The sequence below is a fragment of the Bradyrhizobium sp. SZCCHNR1017 genome (assembly GCF_032381375.1).
Taxonomy (GTDB): domain Bacteria; phylum Pseudomonadota; class Alphaproteobacteria; order Rhizobiales; family Xanthobacteraceae; genus Bradyrhizobium.
Genome location: NZ_JAUHIR010000018.1, coordinates 1 through 15,873, shown reverse-complemented (window position 1 = coordinate 15,873; position 15,873 = coordinate 1). Strand labels below are relative to the sequence as shown.

Here is a 15,873-nt window from a genome sequence, read left to right as displayed (position 1 = left end):
GGCGCACTGCCGCCGTACCGACGACCGATACCGGCCAGCTGATCGAAGGGGTCCGGCCCTCAGGTCGCCGGCTCGCGCAGATTGCGCAGCGGCACCGGCAGGTGGCCCATCAGCTTGTCGAACTCGCCGGGATCGAGCTTCTCCCAGAGAATTTCGAAGATGCCGCGCGCAGCCGTGAGCGGATCGACCGGGAATTGCGGCGGCAGTTGGCGGAAGATGTCATCGACGAAATATTCGAGATGGCGGTCCTTGGTCGGGGTTGCCGCGTGGTGCCAGCCCTCGTAGTAGATCCCGCGAATGAGCATCGGCAACTGGGCGCCGAAATTCACGGCGACGGCCATCGGCATACGGTCGCGCAGCACATGCAGCACGGCACGCAGTGCGTTGTAGGCCTGCTGCCGGCTCGCCAGCGCGAGGCGTTGCTCGATGGCCTTCAGCCAGATGTTGGTTTCCTGGACGGTGTGATCCAGGGCGGTCACGCCGGTCTCGCTCATGTGGTTCTCCATGATGACAAGTGCACAGGACCGTTCGAGGGACGCCGAACGAGATAACGGCAAGGCCTGATTCGCTTGAACGCCTTGTCAGTAGGTGGTGCGTTCGGGCCGGTTATGTTGACCTGCATCAAATCACGATGTCGTGGTTGGACCGTGAGGTAAATGGCGGGTCAACGTCCGGCGCAGTCGTTTACGATCCCTTGCTACCGCAGCGGCACCGGCGGTAGGCAAGCCCATCCGTCATCTTACGGGGATCGTCGTGGTCCCGTGCACGGCACGTGACAATGGTCAGCAGTTCACTCTGACAAACAGCCATCGACAAACAGAACGTCTACAAATCAGCACGTCGCGATCTCGCGGCGCCTATCGCGCCCGAGTCTTGCTTGACGGAGCCCTCTTCAAGTGAGAGGGCGCAGGGAAGGCCGGGAGCTCGCCGCCCCCATGGCCCCCGTGCGGAAAGAATGCACGGGGCAGGAACCACAGGTTCGGCTGAGACATCCCGGCCTTCCCTGCGCGATAGTGTTACGGCTTATACGCATTCTCCCCGGTGAACGGGCTGTCTTGCCACCGTCACCCGCGCGAGGCTGAAACCTCGTCACGAGCTTGACGCCAGCGTCGCGGCGCCAGGACCATGCGACTTCGCCGTCCGCGCCGTGCCGTTCGTCCGCAGGCATGACACCCGCTGCGACACGTCGCGTCCATCGCATCCCGCACTCCACGTCTCGTGACGTTCGCGACACGCCCCTCTTCATGAGGCGGGATGCGCGGAAATGTCGTCCTGATTTGCCCGACGGTGCAAGCTGTTTATCTGCGGCAGACTGGCACGACGGGCAATTCGCGCATGGCGGTCATGCTGATTCGTTCGTCCGATGGCCCCGGGATTTTGCGTCTGCCCGTGCTCAGTCGGAGAGCGCATCCAAGTTGGGATCGGGCTGCTGCCTTGGGGGCGGCGCGAGGTGGGCGCTGCGGGCGCTGAGAGACGCGCGACCACGGCGCTCCTCGTTCGCGGTGGCGCGCATGATGGCGAGCGACCGGAACGTTCGCGTTGCAAGTCCGGAACTTGCGCGACTCGTTCGCGCCGAACATCCCGAGATCATCGCGGGCCGGCGCTGCGCCGTCAGGTTGAACCCGTAATCGCCCTGCTTGTGAAGAACACGTCTTCGCTTGCTCGTCGCGACAGACTCACCTTACATCGGAGTCGTCCGAGGCGGAGAGATCGCGCGCTCGACACCCCTTTCAACTCACGAATCGACGTCGGCTCGCAATGCTCAAGTCTGCCCAAGAGAAGTCTGTTCACAACAAGCCTGCTCAAGACAAATCCGGCAACGACCTTCCGCTGACCGGCTATGCCGTCGTGGTCGATGGTCAGATCAAGACCGAATTCAAGACCAAGGATGGCGCACACAACGGCGCGCATGACCTCAAGCGCCGGTTTCCGATGTTGCAGATCAGGGTGTACGACGCGGAGACGAAGCAGACCCACGACATCGAACTGACGCGGGCGTGAGACCGGCCTGCCGCGCGGGCCGTGGTGTTGTGAGGACGCAAGGCCGTTGCACCTTGTCGAGCCCGCAATCGCTGTCGATGTTTGAGTGCATGGAGAGCATGCTCCTGATGTAGCCGAGGGTGCGGTGTCGGTCGCCGCGTCCTCGCCCCTGTGGGAGAGGGCGCAGTATCGCGCAGGGGCGTGCGGTCTGAGGTGCACGCAGGCGACTGTCGGCCTGCGCGCCCGATACGCCGGGATGGGCTGTTGCGGTGGCTGCGTGATATGAGCCAATCTGCCTCATCTCCGACCATGCGAGCAGCCATCATGACCGAAACCGCCTGGAACAGACTTTCCGCCGCAGCGCTTCGCGCGCTCGCGGCCCGAGACGCGATCGTGCTGTTGCCGGTGGCCTCGACCGAGCAGCACGGCCCGCATCTGCCGACGGGAGTTGACGACTTCCTGTGCAGCGAGGTCTGCCGTCGCACCGCGCTGGAGCTGACTCCAGACCATCCCATCGTGGTCGCGCCGACCGTTTGGTGCGGGCTCGCCGACCATCACGTTCCGTTCGGTGGCACCTTCACCCTCGGTCTCTCCACCTACCACGCCGTGCTCAGAGACCTGTGCCGCTCGATTCTGAATGCCGGCTTCCGCCGCATCGTGATCGTCAACGGCCATGGCGGCAACATCCAGGCGCTGGCCACCCTCACCGGCGAACTGACGCGCGAGCTCAATGCGCCGATCGCGACGACGACCTATTTCATGGAAGGGCGGGAGACCATGGCCAAGGTCCTCGAGGATCAGGAGGGCGTGATGCATGCCTGCGAAGCCGAGACCTCGATGATGATGGCGGCTCATCCAGGCCTCGTCGACGCGGCGAGGCTCGACGCTGCCTTTGGGCCGAGCTTCGACATCATGGGCTCGCTGGTCCCGTCGCTGAAGATGTTCAGATCGTTCGCCGACATCACCACCTCCGGCGTCGCAGGCGATGCGCGCAAGGCATCTGCTGCAAAGGGCGAGAAGCTGCTCGCCGGCTGCGCGGCGGCGCTGGCGGCGCGATTGCGGGCGGGCGAGCCATGGTCCACTGCACCAATTCCGCCGCCAGCCGCAAGACGACAGTGACGCGGAGCATCATCCCGAGAAGCCCGTCGCAGGCGGGCGTTTCGGATGATGGGCCGCAAACGATACGTCCACGGGTTTGATGGACGCATGCCGATCGGCAAGCTCAGCCGCGCTGCGCGGAAGCGGCGAGGCTCGGAGCTCCGATCGCGTCGAGGCCGTCCGCAAGACTGCGGCTCGCGTTTCGCACCTCGCTGCGAAACGTCTTCGCCAGGTTCGACAGCGGCCGCGCCTCCGACCACAGCACATAGGCCGAGACTTTGGTGCTCGGCGTGAACGGCCGTACCACGAGATCATGCCCGCCCTGGCGCGGCGAGAATGGATCGACCACGGCGACGCCGACGCCGGTCGAAGCCAGCACGCAGGCCGTGTTGCAGTAACGCACTTCGACGGTCGGCTGGAAGTCGGCATCGGCTTGCCGGAAGCTCTCGCGCACCGCTTCGCCGAGGCGCGTGCCGCGTTCGAGGCCGATCAGCGGGAAGCCGGCGAGATCCCGCGCTGAAATCACGTCGCATTCGGCAAGCGGATGCAGGGCCGGCATCACGCACACCATCTCCCCGGTATGCACGACCTCATGGGCGATCCCGGGATGATCGGACAGTCCGAGCGCGAAGCCGAGCTCGGCGACGTTGCCGAGCACACCCTCGATGATGCCTTCGTAGCGGCGCACGTCGAAGAACATCCGCGTCTGCGGCCGGCGCCGCAGGAAGCCTGACAAGGTCGGCGGGATGATGCTGTAGGCGAGCGGCGGCGTGGCGACGATCGACAGATGACCCGTCTTCTGCTCGCGCAGGTCACGCACGCGGTTTTCCAGCCGGGCGTGCAGGGTGAAGATCGCCTCGCTCTCCTCATAGAGCGTCATCGCCTCGGGTGTCGGGAACAGCCGGTTGTTGACGCGCTCGAACAGCGTGAAGCCGGCCTGCGCCTCCATCGCCTTCAGCGCATTGCTGATCGCAGGCTGCGACAGCGCGAGCTCCTCGGCGGCAGCGACCGTGGTGTGGTGGCGGATGACCGCCCGCAGGATCTCCAACTGGCGCAGGTTCATGGCATGGTCGCCCTATTAGCCCGGGTGATGATCTCGGCCAAAATATCATAGACCGAGGTCGTCCCGACTGGTTGCAATTCCTGCGCCGGTTTCGCTTCATTGATGCTTCTCTTGCGCGTCGCAGAGGGCGGTGCTGCCGCCTGCTGGAAAGGCATGACGCACAGATCGGAGGCAGAGTTTTGAGCCGTATCTTCCGCGCCGCCGCCGCCCAGATGGGGCCGACCCAGCGCGCCGACAGCCGCGGGCACACGCTGTCGCGCATGATCGGGCTCCTGGAACAGGCGGCCGCCCAGGGCGCGAAGCTGGTGGTGTTTCCGGAACTCGCATTCACGACCTTCTTCCCGCGTTGGATCCTCGAAGGCGATGAGCTCGACAGCTATTTCGAGCGCGCGATGCCGAACCCGTCCGTTGCCGCGCTGTTCGACCGGGCGCGGGCGCTTCGCGTCGGCTTCTATGTCGGCTATGCCGAGCTGACACCGGACGGACGCCGCTTCAACAGCTCCATCCTTGTCGATCCCGACGGCGAGATCATCAGCAAATATCGCAAGGTGCATCTGCCCGGCTCCGTCGAGCCGCGCCCGAGTGCCAAGTATCAGCAGCTGGAGAAGCGCTATTTCGGCTATGGCGATCTCGGCTTTCCGGCCGTGCGCGCCGGCCGCGAGTGGGGCGGCGCCATCATGGGCATGATGATCTGCAACGACCGGCGCTGGCCGGAATCGTGGCGGGTGCTCGGGCTGCAGGGCGTCGAGCTGGTCTGCGTCGGCTACAATTCCGCAGCCTACGATCCGAATGGCGGCAACACCGAGGATGCCTCGCTGCGTACCTTCCATTCGACCCTGGTGGCGCAGGCCAACGCCTACATGAATGCGACGTGGGCGATCGCGGTCGCAAAGGCGGGCGACGAGGACGGCAGCGGGCTGATCGGCGGCTCCTGCATCGTCGATCCCAATGGCTGCATCGTGGCGCGGGCGAAGACGCTCGCCGACGAGGTCGTCGTCGCCGACATCGACCTCGATCTGTGCCGCCAGGGCAAGGACAAGATGTTCAACTTCGCGGCGCATCGCCGGCCGGATCAGTACAGGCTCATCACCGAGCGCGCCGGCGCCGTCGAGCCGGTCGTGGTCGATTAGCCGTTCACGTGGGGAGTTGCAGGATGCGCCGTTCGTTGTTCGCAGGTTTCGTCATCCTCGCCTCGCTTGCTCCGGCGGGGGCCGCGGAGCTGCCCGCTGAGATCAAGCAGGCTGGCGTGCTCAAGCTCACGGTCAACTCGACCTACGCGCCGATGGAATATCACGACCCCGCCACCAACGAGCTGAAGGGGCTCGACATCGATCTCGCCAACGAACTGGCGAAGCGGTTCGGCGTCAAGATCGTGTGGAGCGAGACGGCGTTCGCCGAACTCATTCCCTCGCTGCAGACCCGGCGCGCCGACTTCATCATCTCGGGCATCTCCGACCGTGCCTCGCGGCGCGAGACCGCCGACTTCGTCGACTATCTCGTCACCGGCCCGCAGTTCTTCGTGCTGGCGGAGAGCGATGCCAAGGTCGCGACCGATCTGTGCGGCCGGAAGATCGGCACCACGCGCTCGACGAGCTTCCCGCAGGAGATCGAGAAATGGAGCAAGGCCAATTGCGAGGCCGCAGGCAAGCCTGCCGCGCAATATGTGCCGGGGGAGAACTCGATCGATGTCCGCAATCAGCTCAAGCAGAGCCGCATCGATGCCGCCGTGCAGGGCAGCGAGACCTTGCCCTATGCGCAGTCGCAGGAGGCCGGCAAGTATCGCATCGTCGGTGAGCCCATCGCCTTCGGCTACCAGGGCATCATGTTCCGCAAGGACGATGCAGGCTTTCGCGAGGTCGTGACCGAACAGCTCAAGTCGATGATCGCCGACGGCAGCTACAAGGACATTCTCGACAAATGGGGTCTCGGCGCCAATGCGGTGCGCGAGCCGATGCTCAACGCGGCGCCGCAATGAGCCGCGCCGACGTACTGGCCGATGGCTTTCCCGACCTGTCGGCGCACAGGATCGCGCGCAAGGCGCATTGGGGCCGCTGGCTTACGGCTGCCGTCATTGTCGTGATCCTGCTGGCGATCGGCCGCGCCTTCGCCAGAGGCCAGATCGAATGGTCTTACGTCGAACGCTTCGTGACCGCGCCGGTGATCCTGCGCGGCATCGTCAACACCATGGTCATGGCCGTCGCGGCGATGGCGCTGGGCATCGCGCTCGGCGTGGTCGTCGCGATCATGCGGCTGTCGCCCAATCCGGTGCTGCGGTCGGTCGCCGCCGGCTACACCTGGCTGTTTCGCGGTACGCCGCTGATCCTCCAGTTGTTGTTGTGGTTCAACCTCGCGCTGGTGTTTCCGACCATCGGCATCCCCGGCCTGTGGAGCGCGCGCGCCGTCGACGTGATGACGCCGTTCCTGGCCGCGCTGCTCGGGCTCGGCATCAACCAGGGCGCCTACACCTCGGAGGTGATGCGGGCAGGGCTGCTCTCGGTCGACATCGGGCAATACGAGGCGGCGCAGGCGATCGGCATGGGACGGCTGCAGGCGCTGCGCCGGATCATCCTGCCGCAGGCGATGCGCGTGGTGATCCCGCCGCTCGGCAACGAGTTCATTGGCCTGGTCAAGGCGACCTCGCTCGCCAGCGTGATCCAGTATCCGGAGGTGTTGCACTCGGCCGAGAACATCTACTACGCCAATTCGCGCGTCATCGAGCTCCTGATCGTCGCCGGCCTCTGGTATCTGCTCGTGGTCTCGGTCCTGACGCCGCTGCAGATGCTGCTCGAACACCGTTTTGCCCGTGGCATCGCGCGGGGGCGCTGATGACGCCGCTCGTCGCCATCCGTCAGGTCAGCAAGCGCTTCGGGGAATTCCAGGCGCTCAAGCAAGTCTCGCTCGATGTCTTCGAGGGCGAGGTGGTGTGCCTGATCGGGCAATCCGGCTCCGGCAAGACCACCTTGCTCCGTTGCGTCAACCAGCTGGCCACGGCGGACAGCGGCGGCATCTGGCTCGACGGCACGCTGCTCGGCTTCCGCGAGACGGCCGGCCGGCTGCATCGGCTGTCGGAGCGCGAGATCGCGCGGCAACGCCTCGCCTGCGGCATGGTGTTCCAGCGCTTCAACCTGTTCCCGCACATGACGGCGCTGGAGAACGTGATCGAGGGGCCGGTGCAGGTGCAGAGGCGCAGGCTTGCCGAGGCGAAGGACGAGGCCTTGTCGCTGCTGCGCCGGGTCGGCCTTGCCGACAAGGCGCAGTCCTATCCGGCGCAACTGTCCGGCGGTCAGCAGCAGCGCGTGGCGATCGCACGCGCGCTCGCAATGAAGCCGCGGCTGGTGCTGTTCGACGAGCCGACCTCGGCGCTCGACCCGGAGCTGGTCGGCGAGGTGCTCGGTGTGATGAAGGAGCTGGCGAGGTCCGGCATGACCATGCTGGTCGTCACGCATGAGCTCGGCTTCGCGCGCGAGGTCGCCGACCGGGTTGTCTATATGGACCAGGGCGTGATCGTGGAGAGTGGTCCGGCCGGCGAGGTGCTGCGTGCGCCGCGCGAGGCGAGGACCAAGGCATTTCTGGCAGCTGAAGTGGGGTGAGGTGATGGAATTGAAGTCGATCGTGTTGGCTGGGCTCATGAGCGCGGCCGTGGCGGGCGCGGCTCTCGCCGCCGAGCTGCCGGCCGAGATCAAGCAGAACGGCCTGCGCATCGCGGTGGTGCCGAACTATCCGCCGATGGAGTTCAAGGATCCGGCCACCGCGACCCTGACCGGCTTCGACGTCGAGCTCGGCGAGGCGCTGGCCAAGAAGCTCGGCGTCAACGCGGTGTGGCAGGAGACCAGCTTCGACCAGCTGATGCCGGGCCTCGCCACGCAGCGTTTCGACATCATCCTGACCGGCATGACCGACTACAAGAGCCGGCAGGATACCGCGACCTTCATCGACTACCTGCGCAGCGGTCCGCGATTCTTCGTGCAGGCTTCGCGCGCCAGCGAGTTCAAGGAGCCGACGGCGCTGTGCGGCAAGAGGGTCGGCGCCTCCAGGCGCACGATGTTCCCGAAGGACATCGCCGCCTGGAGCGAGAAGAACTGCGGCGCGAGCGGAATCGAGTTCGTCGGCACCGAGGGCTCGGCCGACGCCCGCACGCAGCTCAAGCAGGGCCGCATCGACGCCGCCGTGCAGGGCAACGAGACCTTGCCCTACATCATGGATCTCGAGCCGAACACTTACGTGCCGGTCGGCACGCCCATCGCGTACCAATATACGGGGCTGGCGACGCCGGTGAAGGCGGACGAACTGCGCGAGGCGCTGCGCGCCGCGCTGGAGGGCCTGATTGCCGACGGCAGCTACAAGGCGCTGCTGGCGAAGTGGAAGCTGAGCGACAATGGAATCGAGAAGGTGCTGATCAATGCTGGACAGTAAGGCGCTCGCGGGAATCCCGGTCGTTCCCGCCAACACCGCGCCGCCGGCGCCGGGCTATCCATGGCCTGCGCCGCACAGAGCGGCGATGTTCCTTTCGTTCGACATCGACGCCGAGAGCGCCTGGACCTCGAAGGATCCCGCGCATGCGGCGCGTCTGGTCACGATGAGCTTCGGCGGCTTCGAGGCGCGCGTCGGCACGCCGAAGCTTCTCGAGCTGCTCGCCGAGCTCGATCTCAAGGCGACGTTCTTCATCACGGGATGGGCGGTCGATGCGCATCCGGCGATGGCGGAAGCGGTGCTGAAGGCGGGCCACGAGATCGGCCATCACGGCTATCACCATCTGCTGCCGGATCCCGGCGATCCCTTCATCGTCGAGGAGATCGAGCGCGGCTTCGAGGCGATCCAGCGCCGGCTCGGAATCCGGCCGATCGGCTACCGCGCGCCGTTCGGCGAGTTCTGCGAGGAGCTGCTGACAGCGCTGGTGCGCCAGGGCATCGTCTACACCTCCTCGTTCCGCGATGACGTCAGGCCCTATCGCCATCGCTTGGCCTCCGGCTCGCCGGGCACGATCGAAATCCCGGTGACCGCGAGCTATGACGACTGGATGCACGGCCTGTCGGCGCGGTTCTCGCCGCGCTCGATCTTTCCGAAAGAGCACGTGCTGTCGATGTGGAAGGATGAGCTGGACGAAGTCCGCGATTGGGGCGCGATGGTGACGACCGTGCTGCATCCGCAGGTCTCGGGCCGGCCGATGCGCTTCCGGCTGCTGCGCGAGTTCCTGACCTACGCCAAATCGTGCCGGGACGTGTGGATCACGACCGGAGCCGAGATCGCGGCGAACTACCAGCGCCATGAGGCGGCGGAAGCGAAGGACGCATGAGTACGACGGCGATCTTCGGCAGCTACGTGCTGACGCGCAAGGACGGCGCGCAGGACGTCCTGCGCGATCACTGGGTGCTGGTCGAGGGCAGGCGCATCGCGGCCGTGACGCGTGATCGGCCGGCGGCGGACGAGATGTTCGATCGTCCGGGTCGCTTCGTGCTGCCGGGCCTGTTGAACCTGCACAACCACATCTTCAGCGAGGCGATCGCACGCACGTTCACCGAGGACGGCAACGGCCGGCGCAACAACAAGAGCATCGTCTACACCGTGCTGCTGCCGCTGTCCAAGCGCGGGGCCGAGATCCTTTCGGTGGAGGAGCGGCTGGCGATCGGCCGCATGGGGGTGTTGCAGCTCCTGAAGGGCGGCGCCACCACGGTGATGGAGCCGTTCCGCAACACGATCCCGGAGCTGTTCGATGCGGCTCTCGAGATGGGCCTGCGCTTCTATGGCGCGCCCTATCTGTTCTCGACCGGCGATGCCAAGGCGGATGCCTCCGGCGTCGTGACTTACGCCGGCGATGACGGCGAGGCCGACATGGCGGTCTGGAATGCGCTCCATCAGCGCTGGCACGGCCAGGGCGACGGCCGCATTCGTCTTGCGATGAGCCCGCACGCGACCGATACCTGCGGACCGGATCTGTTGCGCGCGGCTGCCAGCCGGGCGCGCGAGCTCGGCGTTCCCATCACCACGCACATGGCGCAGAGCGCGGGCGAGGTCGCGACGATCGCGCAGCGCCATGGCGGCCGCACCCCGGCCGAATATCTCGACTGGCTCGGCCTGCTCGGACCCGATCTGCTGGCGGCGCATTGCCACGCGTCGACCGATGCGGACCTTGCGCTGATGGCGGCGCGTGGTGCCGGCGTGCTGAACTGCCCGCGCGTGTTCGCGCGCGCCGGAGTCACCGCCGCCTTCGGCCGCTTCGCCGCGCATGGCGTCCGCACCGCGGTCGGCACCGACGGCTACAACATGGATCTGCTCGGCGAGCTCAACGCGGCGTCGATGATCTCGAAGATCGCGCTGGGAAGCGCCGAGACGGCGAGCGCGCCGGAACTGATCGACGCCGTCACCACGACGGCCGCCGCCATGATCAAGCGCGACGATCTCGGCGTCATCGCGCCCGGCGCGACCGCCGACCTCACCGTCGTCGACATGACGCATCCACATCTTCAGCCGCTACACGACCCGCGCCGCGGCCTGATCGCGCTCGCGAACCGCGCCAACATCGACCAGGTGATGATCGACGGCCGGCTGCTGATCCACGACGGCCGCTATCTCCACGGTGACGAGGCTGCCATCACCGCCGCAGGGACTGCCGCGATCGAGAGGATCTGGGCGCTGCCGGAGGCGGAGGCCGCATTCGCCGGCTGAATGCTGCTACCGCGTGCCGTAGGCGCGGTCGCCGGCGTCGCCGAGGCCGGGGACGATGAAGGCGTCGTCGTCGAGGCCGTCGTCGATCGCGGCGGTCCACAGTGCGACATCGGGATGCAGGCCGCGGACGCGCTCGACGCCCTCGGGCGCCGCGATCATGCAGACCATGCGGATATCCTTGGCGCCGCGCTCCTTGAGCCGGTCGACCGCGGCGACTGCGCTGTTGCCGGTCGCGAGCACCGGCGTGACCACGACGGCGAGGCGCTCGTGCAGGTCGGACGGCGCCTTGAAGAAATACTCGACGGCGGTGAAGGTCTGCGGCTCGCGATACAGGCCGATATGGGCGACGCGGGCGGTCGGCACCAGATCGAGCATGCCGTCGACGAAGGTGACGCCGGCGCGCAGCACCGGCACGAACACCAGCTTCTTGCCGGCGATCTTGGCCGACTGCATTCGCGCCAGCGGCGTCTCGATCTCGACCTCCGTGAGCGGCAGGTCGCGCGTGACCTCGTAGCACAGGAGCATGCCGATCTCCTTCAAGAGCTCGCGGAACGACTTGGTCGAGATCGACTTGTCGCGGATCAAGGTCAGCTTGTGCTGCACCAGCGGATGATCGACGACCGTGACGCCTTCCATGGCTTTCATCTCCGAAGCGTAGGGTGGGCAAAGGCGCGAAGCGCCGTGCCCACCTGATACTAGCTCAGCTTGGAATGGTGGGCACGCTGCGCTTTGCCCACCCTACGCGCAACTTATGAATTGCGTCATTGCGAGGAGCGAAGCGACGAAGCAATCCAGACTTTCTTCCGGGCTCTGGATTGCTTCCGCCGTCGCCCTTCGGGCTATGGCGGACAAGTCGCTTCGCTCGCAATGACGTCGGCTGTTATGAAGCAAGGCTGCCAAACACCTCTTAAAACACCGTGCCGTCGCTGAGGATGGTCAGCGGCGGCGAGCCGTCCGGGCGGCGGGCGAAGGCGAGCTTGCGGCCGGCGGCCCAGCTGCCGCCTTCGAGGATGCGCGCCAAGGGCAGCTGTTCCGCCGTCTGGCCGGTGCGCTGGCGGATCAGCGCGGCCAGGCGATCGAGCAGGGCGACGGTCAGCGCGCGCCATTCCACCACCAGCGGGGAATCAACGGCATGCGCCCGCGCGGCATCGGCGGGATCGCGCAGCACCAGCACGCCGCCGTCGACGAACAGGCCGCCATTGCGGTATTCGGCGAGTCCCGTAAGGCCGTCGATGTTCTCGACCACGAGGCCGGCGCGCTGCAGCGGTTCGATCAGCGAATAGCTCAGCCATTGCGACAGCTTGTGCAATGGGACGAGACCGCTGGTCGCGTCATCGGTGACCAGGGAAGCATGGCGCCAGCAGTCGCCGAGCGCGATGCCTTGCAGCGTCAGCCGCGACGGCCAGATCGGGCCGAGCTGCAGCAGCACCTGCTGCAGAATGTCGGCGGCCTGGAGGTGGCCGCCGGTCGCACCGGCGGCGAGCTGATCGAACAGACCGCCGGGACGTGGGGTATCCTTCCGACCGAAGATATCCGGCTTTGCAGCCGTGACCTCGCCTAGCCGGCGCAGCAGCGCAACGCGGCCTTCGAGTCCGACCAGCGGATTGTCGGCGCTCACCTGGAAGCCGCGTTCGAGATCGGCGACGATGGTGTGCTGCAGCTTCGCGGCGTCGGCCCGCAGCGGATGGCTTGCATCGGCCGAGAACGCACCGCGTGCGAACATGTCGAGGCTCGCCAGTGCCAACCCTTCGGAGCGGCCGATGCGCGCGCCGGTCACGGCATCCCGATAGCGCCACGCCGCGCCGGCGCCGGCGTCGAGCAGCACGCTGGTGATGGCGAGATCGAACTCGGCGCGCGCCCGTGAAGCCGCATCCGGCCAATTCACATTGTCGGCGATCGCGGCCCAGCGATCGACACCGCCGACCACGAAATGCCGCCAGCGCGAGTGGAACGGCACCTCGCCACCGGGATAGGCCCTGCGGGTCACGTCGAGCACGAGGTCGGCAATCGCATCGAGCTTTGCGAGGTCGATGCGGAAGTGCGGCAGCTTGTCGGCGAGACCGAGCGCAAGCAGCTGATGCGCCCGCTCGCGCACTGCGCGGGCGGACAGGAGATATGAAACGTCGGTCATGATCAGCCGCTGCGCTAGTACTTTTCGAGCGGTCGGCCGACGGTGTCGCCGAGCGCCTCGGGCTTCTGCGGCTCCAGCGAGAAATAGCCGGCGGCCTTCTTGGCCGCGATCTCGACATGGGCATCCGCCGGGATCAGCTCGTCGGGGATCGGCACGCGCTCGACGATGTCGACACCCTGGCCCACCAGCGCGTCATGCTTCATGTCGCTCATCGAGATGAAGCGGTCGATGCGTTTGACGCCGAGCCAGTGGATGACGTCGGGCATCAACTGCTGGAAGCGCGCATCCTGCACGCCGGCGACGCATTCGGTGCGCTCGAAATAGGCCGCCGCGGCGTCGCCGTCCTCCTGGCGCTTGCGCGCATTGTAGACCAGGAACTTCGTCACTTCGCCGAGCGCGCGGCCTTCCTTGCGGTTGTAGACGATGATGCCGAGGCCGCCGTTCTGCCCGGCCGCAACGCATTCTTCGATACCGTGGATCAGATACGGGCGACAGGTGCAGATGTCGGAGCCGAACACGTCGGAGCCGTTGCACTCGTCATGCACGCGACATGTGATCTTCGTCCGGCTGTCATTGAGCTTGTCGACGTCGCCGAACAGATAGACCGTGGTGCCGCCGATCGGCGGCAGGAATACCTGCAGGTCGGGCCGGGTCACCAGCTCCGGATACATGCCGCCGGTCTGCTCGAACAGGCCGCGGCGTAGACTGGTCTCGCTGGTGCCGAAGCGCGCGGCCACGCCGGGCAGGTACCACACCGGGTCGATCGCGATCTTCACCACGGAGACGCTGCCATTGGCATGCACGACGTCGCCGTCATGAACGAGGCGCTTGGCCGCGAGCGCCGCATGCAACTCAGGAAGCTCGATCCGCGCCTTGGTCACGGCGATCGTCGGCCGGATATCGATTCCTTCCGCGATCTCGCCGCCGAAATTCTCGGCCACCAGATGACCCCAGGGATCGAGTGCGACGATCTTCGCCGGCTCTCGCCACTGCGCGAACGGGCCGATCGTGGCGGCGGGATGGGTGTTGGTGAGATCGGGGCGGCGGATCGGGTCGAGCGCACCAGATGATACCGCGAGCGCGCGGTAGACCGTGTAGGAACCGCCATGGCTGCCGATCACGTTGCGGTCCTGCGGACGTGATACCGTGCCGATCACGGGTCCGCGCTCGCGTGCGCTTTCGGCGCCCCAGTGGAGCGGGAAATTATGCTTGGCGCCTGGCACCGGGTGCGAGGTCAGGCGGATGTGATCCGTACGGTTGGAGCGAGTCATCGGACAGCCACCCCCAAAACGGCAACGGCCCGCCTTGACGACGGGCCTGAGCAGAACGCGTTCACGTTTTCCATGCACCAATATAGCAGTTTTTCCCCGCCAAACAAGTGGTCCCGGGTGGCCGGTTATTTGTAAACGAATGGTTTCGGATCCCGGTCGGCGGTCCCGCGGCGTCAGGCCCTGGCATGGCGCTTGCCTTTTGCAGGCGGCGCCGCCAGCTTGGCGCGCATCTGGAATTCTCGACGGCAACGGCGGCATGGACCTGATCATTCGCAATGCGGTGCTGGCGCAGCACAGTGAGCTGCGCCGGGCCGATATCGGAATTTCCGACGGCACCATCGTGGCGATCGCGCCGTCATTGCAGGCCGACGGCGAACAGCGCGATGCCGAGAACTGCCTCGTCGTGCCCGGCTTCATCGAGACGCACATCCATCTCGACAAGACCTGCATCCTCGACCGCTGCGCGATCAGGGAAGGGACCGTGGCAGAGGCGGTGCGCGAGACTGCGGCCGCCAAGCGCAACTTCACGGCCGACGATGTCTATGACAGGGCGAAGCGGACCGTTGAACGCTGCGTCAGCCACGGCACGATGCGGATGCGCACCCATGTCGAGCTCGATCCCGGCATCGGCTTCATCGGCTTCGAGGCGATCCAGCAGCTCGCGCGCGACTATGCCTGGGCGCTCGACCTCGAGATCTGCGTGTTTCCGCAGGAAGGGCTCACCAACTATCCGGGCACCGAGGAGCTCTTGATCGAGGGCCTGCGCCGCGGCGCACGCACCATCGGCGCCGCCCCGTATTTCGACACCGACCCGCCGGCGCAGATCGACCGCATCTTCGCGATCGCGCGTGACCGCGACGTCGACATCGACATGCATCTCGATCTTGCCGAGACGCTCGATCACATGCAGATCGAATATGTCTGCCGCAAGACGGAGGAATACGGCTGGGGCGGACGCGTCGCGGTCGGCCACGTCACGCAGCTGTCGCTGCTGCCGCCGGAGCGTTTCGACGCGATCGCAACGCAGCTCGCCAATGCCGGCGTCGCAGTCACCGTGCTGCCCTCGACCGACCTGCATCTGATGGGACGCCGCCACGATCATGCGATTCCGCGCGGCGTGGTCCCGCTGGAGCCGCTGCGCGCTGCGGGGGTGACCTGCTCGCTCTCGACCAACAACGTGCTGAACCCGTTCACGCCGTATGGCGACGGCTCGCTGATCCGGATGGCGAACCTCTACGCCAACGTCTGCCACGTCTCGCGGCCGGATCATCTTGCGGGGTGTCTCGACATGGTCACGCACGACGCGGCGCGGCTGATGCGGCTCGATGACTACGGCATCGAGGTCGGCGCGCCGGCCGATCTCGTCTGCATCGATGCGGCGACGCCGACCGAGGCCGTGGCGACCCTGGCGCAGCCGCTCTGGGGCCTCAAGCGCGGCCGGCCGTCGTTCTCGCGGATGCGGCCGGTGTTGCACCGGCCGGGGTGAAACGATGAGGGGTGTTGCATGACGCTGTCGCCACATTCGTCATTGCGGGAAGCGAAGCGACGAAGCAATCCAGCGTCCTCGTGTAGCCCTGGATTGCTTCGCTTCTGTTCAGCCCGGAGACATAGCTTACACCTGTTCGGGGACATAGTTGACAGTTTTGGGGTCGCGCAGATCAATCGCT

Annotated in this window: 15 protein-coding genes; 10 read left to right on the top strand and 5 right to left on the bottom strand. The window is 66.3% G+C overall.

Features of this window, described 5'->3' with window-relative positions:
• Positions 1 to 59: 59 nt before the first annotated feature.
• Positions 60 to 494, bottom strand: a complete 435-nt coding sequence (locus QW863_RS30585; RefSeq protein ID WP_315750299.1) for a DUF2267 domain-containing protein — start codon at positions 492 to 494, stop codon at positions 60 to 62.
• Between the two features lie 1,264 nt (positions 495 to 1,758).
• On the opposite strand from QW863_RS30585, the gene QW863_RS30580 reads away from it, so the two are divergent.
• Both QW863_RS30580 and QW863_RS30575 read left to right on the top strand, forming a co-directional pair.
• On the top strand, positions 1,759 to 2,001 hold the full coding sequence (locus QW863_RS30580) for a hypothetical protein (RefSeq protein ID WP_315717756.1): 243 nt from the start codon (positions 1,759 to 1,761) through the stop codon (positions 1,999 to 2,001).
• Between the two features lie 303 nt (positions 2,002 to 2,304).
• Positions 2,305 to 3,099, top strand: coding sequence for a creatininase family protein (locus QW863_RS30575; RefSeq protein ID WP_315717755.1), 795 nt, complete (start codon positions 2,305 to 2,307; stop codon positions 3,097 to 3,099).
• A 103-nt stretch (positions 3,100 to 3,202) separates the two neighbouring features.
• Here QW863_RS30575 and QW863_RS30570 read toward each other — a convergent pair whose 3' ends face one another.
• Positions 3,203 to 4,141 (bottom strand): LysR family transcriptional regulator, encoded by a 939-nt coding sequence (locus QW863_RS30570; RefSeq protein ID WP_315717754.1) that lies wholly within the window; start codon positions 4,139 to 4,141, stop codon positions 3,203 to 3,205.
• Positions 4,142 to 4,320: 179 nt separating this feature from the next.
• Here QW863_RS30570 and QW863_RS30565 point away from each other — a divergent pair, with 179 nt between their 5' ends.
• From QW863_RS30565 to QW863_RS30535, 7 genes are read left to right on the top strand one after another with little or no spacing between them, the layout of a single operon-like run.
• Positions 4,321 to 5,271 (top strand): N-carbamoyl-D-amino-acid hydrolase, encoded by a 951-nt coding sequence (locus tag QW863_RS30565; protein WP_315717753.1) that lies wholly within the window; start codon positions 4,321 to 4,323, stop codon positions 5,269 to 5,271.
• A 23-nt stretch (positions 5,272 to 5,294) separates the two neighbouring features.
• A complete protein-coding gene (locus QW863_RS30560; RefSeq protein ID WP_315717752.1) occupies positions 5,295 to 6,116 on the top strand; it encodes an ABC transporter substrate-binding protein in 822 nt (273 codons plus the stop codon).
• A complete protein-coding gene (locus tag QW863_RS30555) occupies positions 6,113 to 6,967 on the top strand; it encodes an amino acid ABC transporter permease (protein ID WP_315717751.1) in 855 nt (284 codons plus the stop codon). The genes QW863_RS30560 and QW863_RS30555 overlap by 4 nt, the downstream gene beginning before the upstream one ends.
• Positions 6,967 to 7,731, top strand: coding sequence for an amino acid ABC transporter ATP-binding protein (locus tag QW863_RS30550; RefSeq protein ID WP_409977981.1), 765 nt, complete (start codon positions 6,967 to 6,969; stop codon positions 7,729 to 7,731). The genes QW863_RS30555 and QW863_RS30550 overlap by 1 nt, the downstream gene beginning before the upstream one ends.
• Before the next feature lie 4 nt (positions 7,732 to 7,735).
• A complete protein-coding gene (locus QW863_RS30545; protein WP_315717750.1) occupies positions 7,736 to 8,554 on the top strand; it encodes an ABC transporter substrate-binding protein in 819 nt (272 codons plus the stop codon).
• The gene (locus QW863_RS30540; RefSeq protein WP_315717749.1) at positions 8,541 to 9,434 is read left to right on the top strand and encodes a polysaccharide deacetylase; all 894 of its coding nucleotides are present in this window, start codon (positions 8,541 to 8,543) and stop codon (positions 9,432 to 9,434) included. The genes QW863_RS30545 and QW863_RS30540 overlap by 14 nt, the downstream gene beginning before the upstream one ends.
• Entirely contained in the window at positions 9,431 to 10,804 is a 1,374-nt protein-coding gene (locus QW863_RS30535; protein ID WP_315717748.1) for an amidohydrolase family protein, read from the top strand. The genes QW863_RS30540 and QW863_RS30535 overlap by 4 nt, the downstream gene beginning before the upstream one ends.
• Before the next feature lie 6 nt (positions 10,805 to 10,810).
• On the opposite strand, the gene upp is transcribed toward QW863_RS30535, so the two are convergent.
• The 3 genes from upp to QW863_RS30520 form a co-directional block, all read right to left on the bottom strand.
• Complete coding sequence (gene upp / locus QW863_RS30530; RefSeq protein ID WP_231327004.1) at positions 10,811 to 11,440, bottom strand: uracil phosphoribosyltransferase; 630 nt, start codon at positions 11,438 to 11,440, stop codon at positions 10,811 to 10,813.
• A 271-nt stretch (positions 11,441 to 11,711) separates the two neighbouring features.
• Complete coding sequence (locus tag QW863_RS30525; RefSeq protein ID WP_315717747.1) at positions 11,712 to 12,935, bottom strand: URC4/urg3 family protein; 1,224 nt, start codon at positions 12,933 to 12,935, stop codon at positions 11,712 to 11,714.
• A 14-nt stretch (positions 12,936 to 12,949) separates the two neighbouring features.
• The gene (locus QW863_RS30520) at positions 12,950 to 14,206 is read right to left on the bottom strand and encodes a GTP cyclohydrolase II (protein WP_315717746.1); all 1,257 of its coding nucleotides are present in this window, start codon (positions 14,204 to 14,206) and stop codon (positions 12,950 to 12,952) included.
• Positions 14,207 to 14,462: 256 nt separating this feature from the next.
• Here QW863_RS30520 and QW863_RS30515 point away from each other — a divergent pair, with 256 nt between their 5' ends.
• Complete coding sequence (locus QW863_RS30515) at positions 14,463 to 15,692, top strand: amidohydrolase family protein (protein ID WP_315717745.1); 1,230 nt, start codon at positions 14,463 to 14,465, stop codon at positions 15,690 to 15,692.
• Positions 15,693 to 15,873 lie beyond the last annotated feature (181 nt).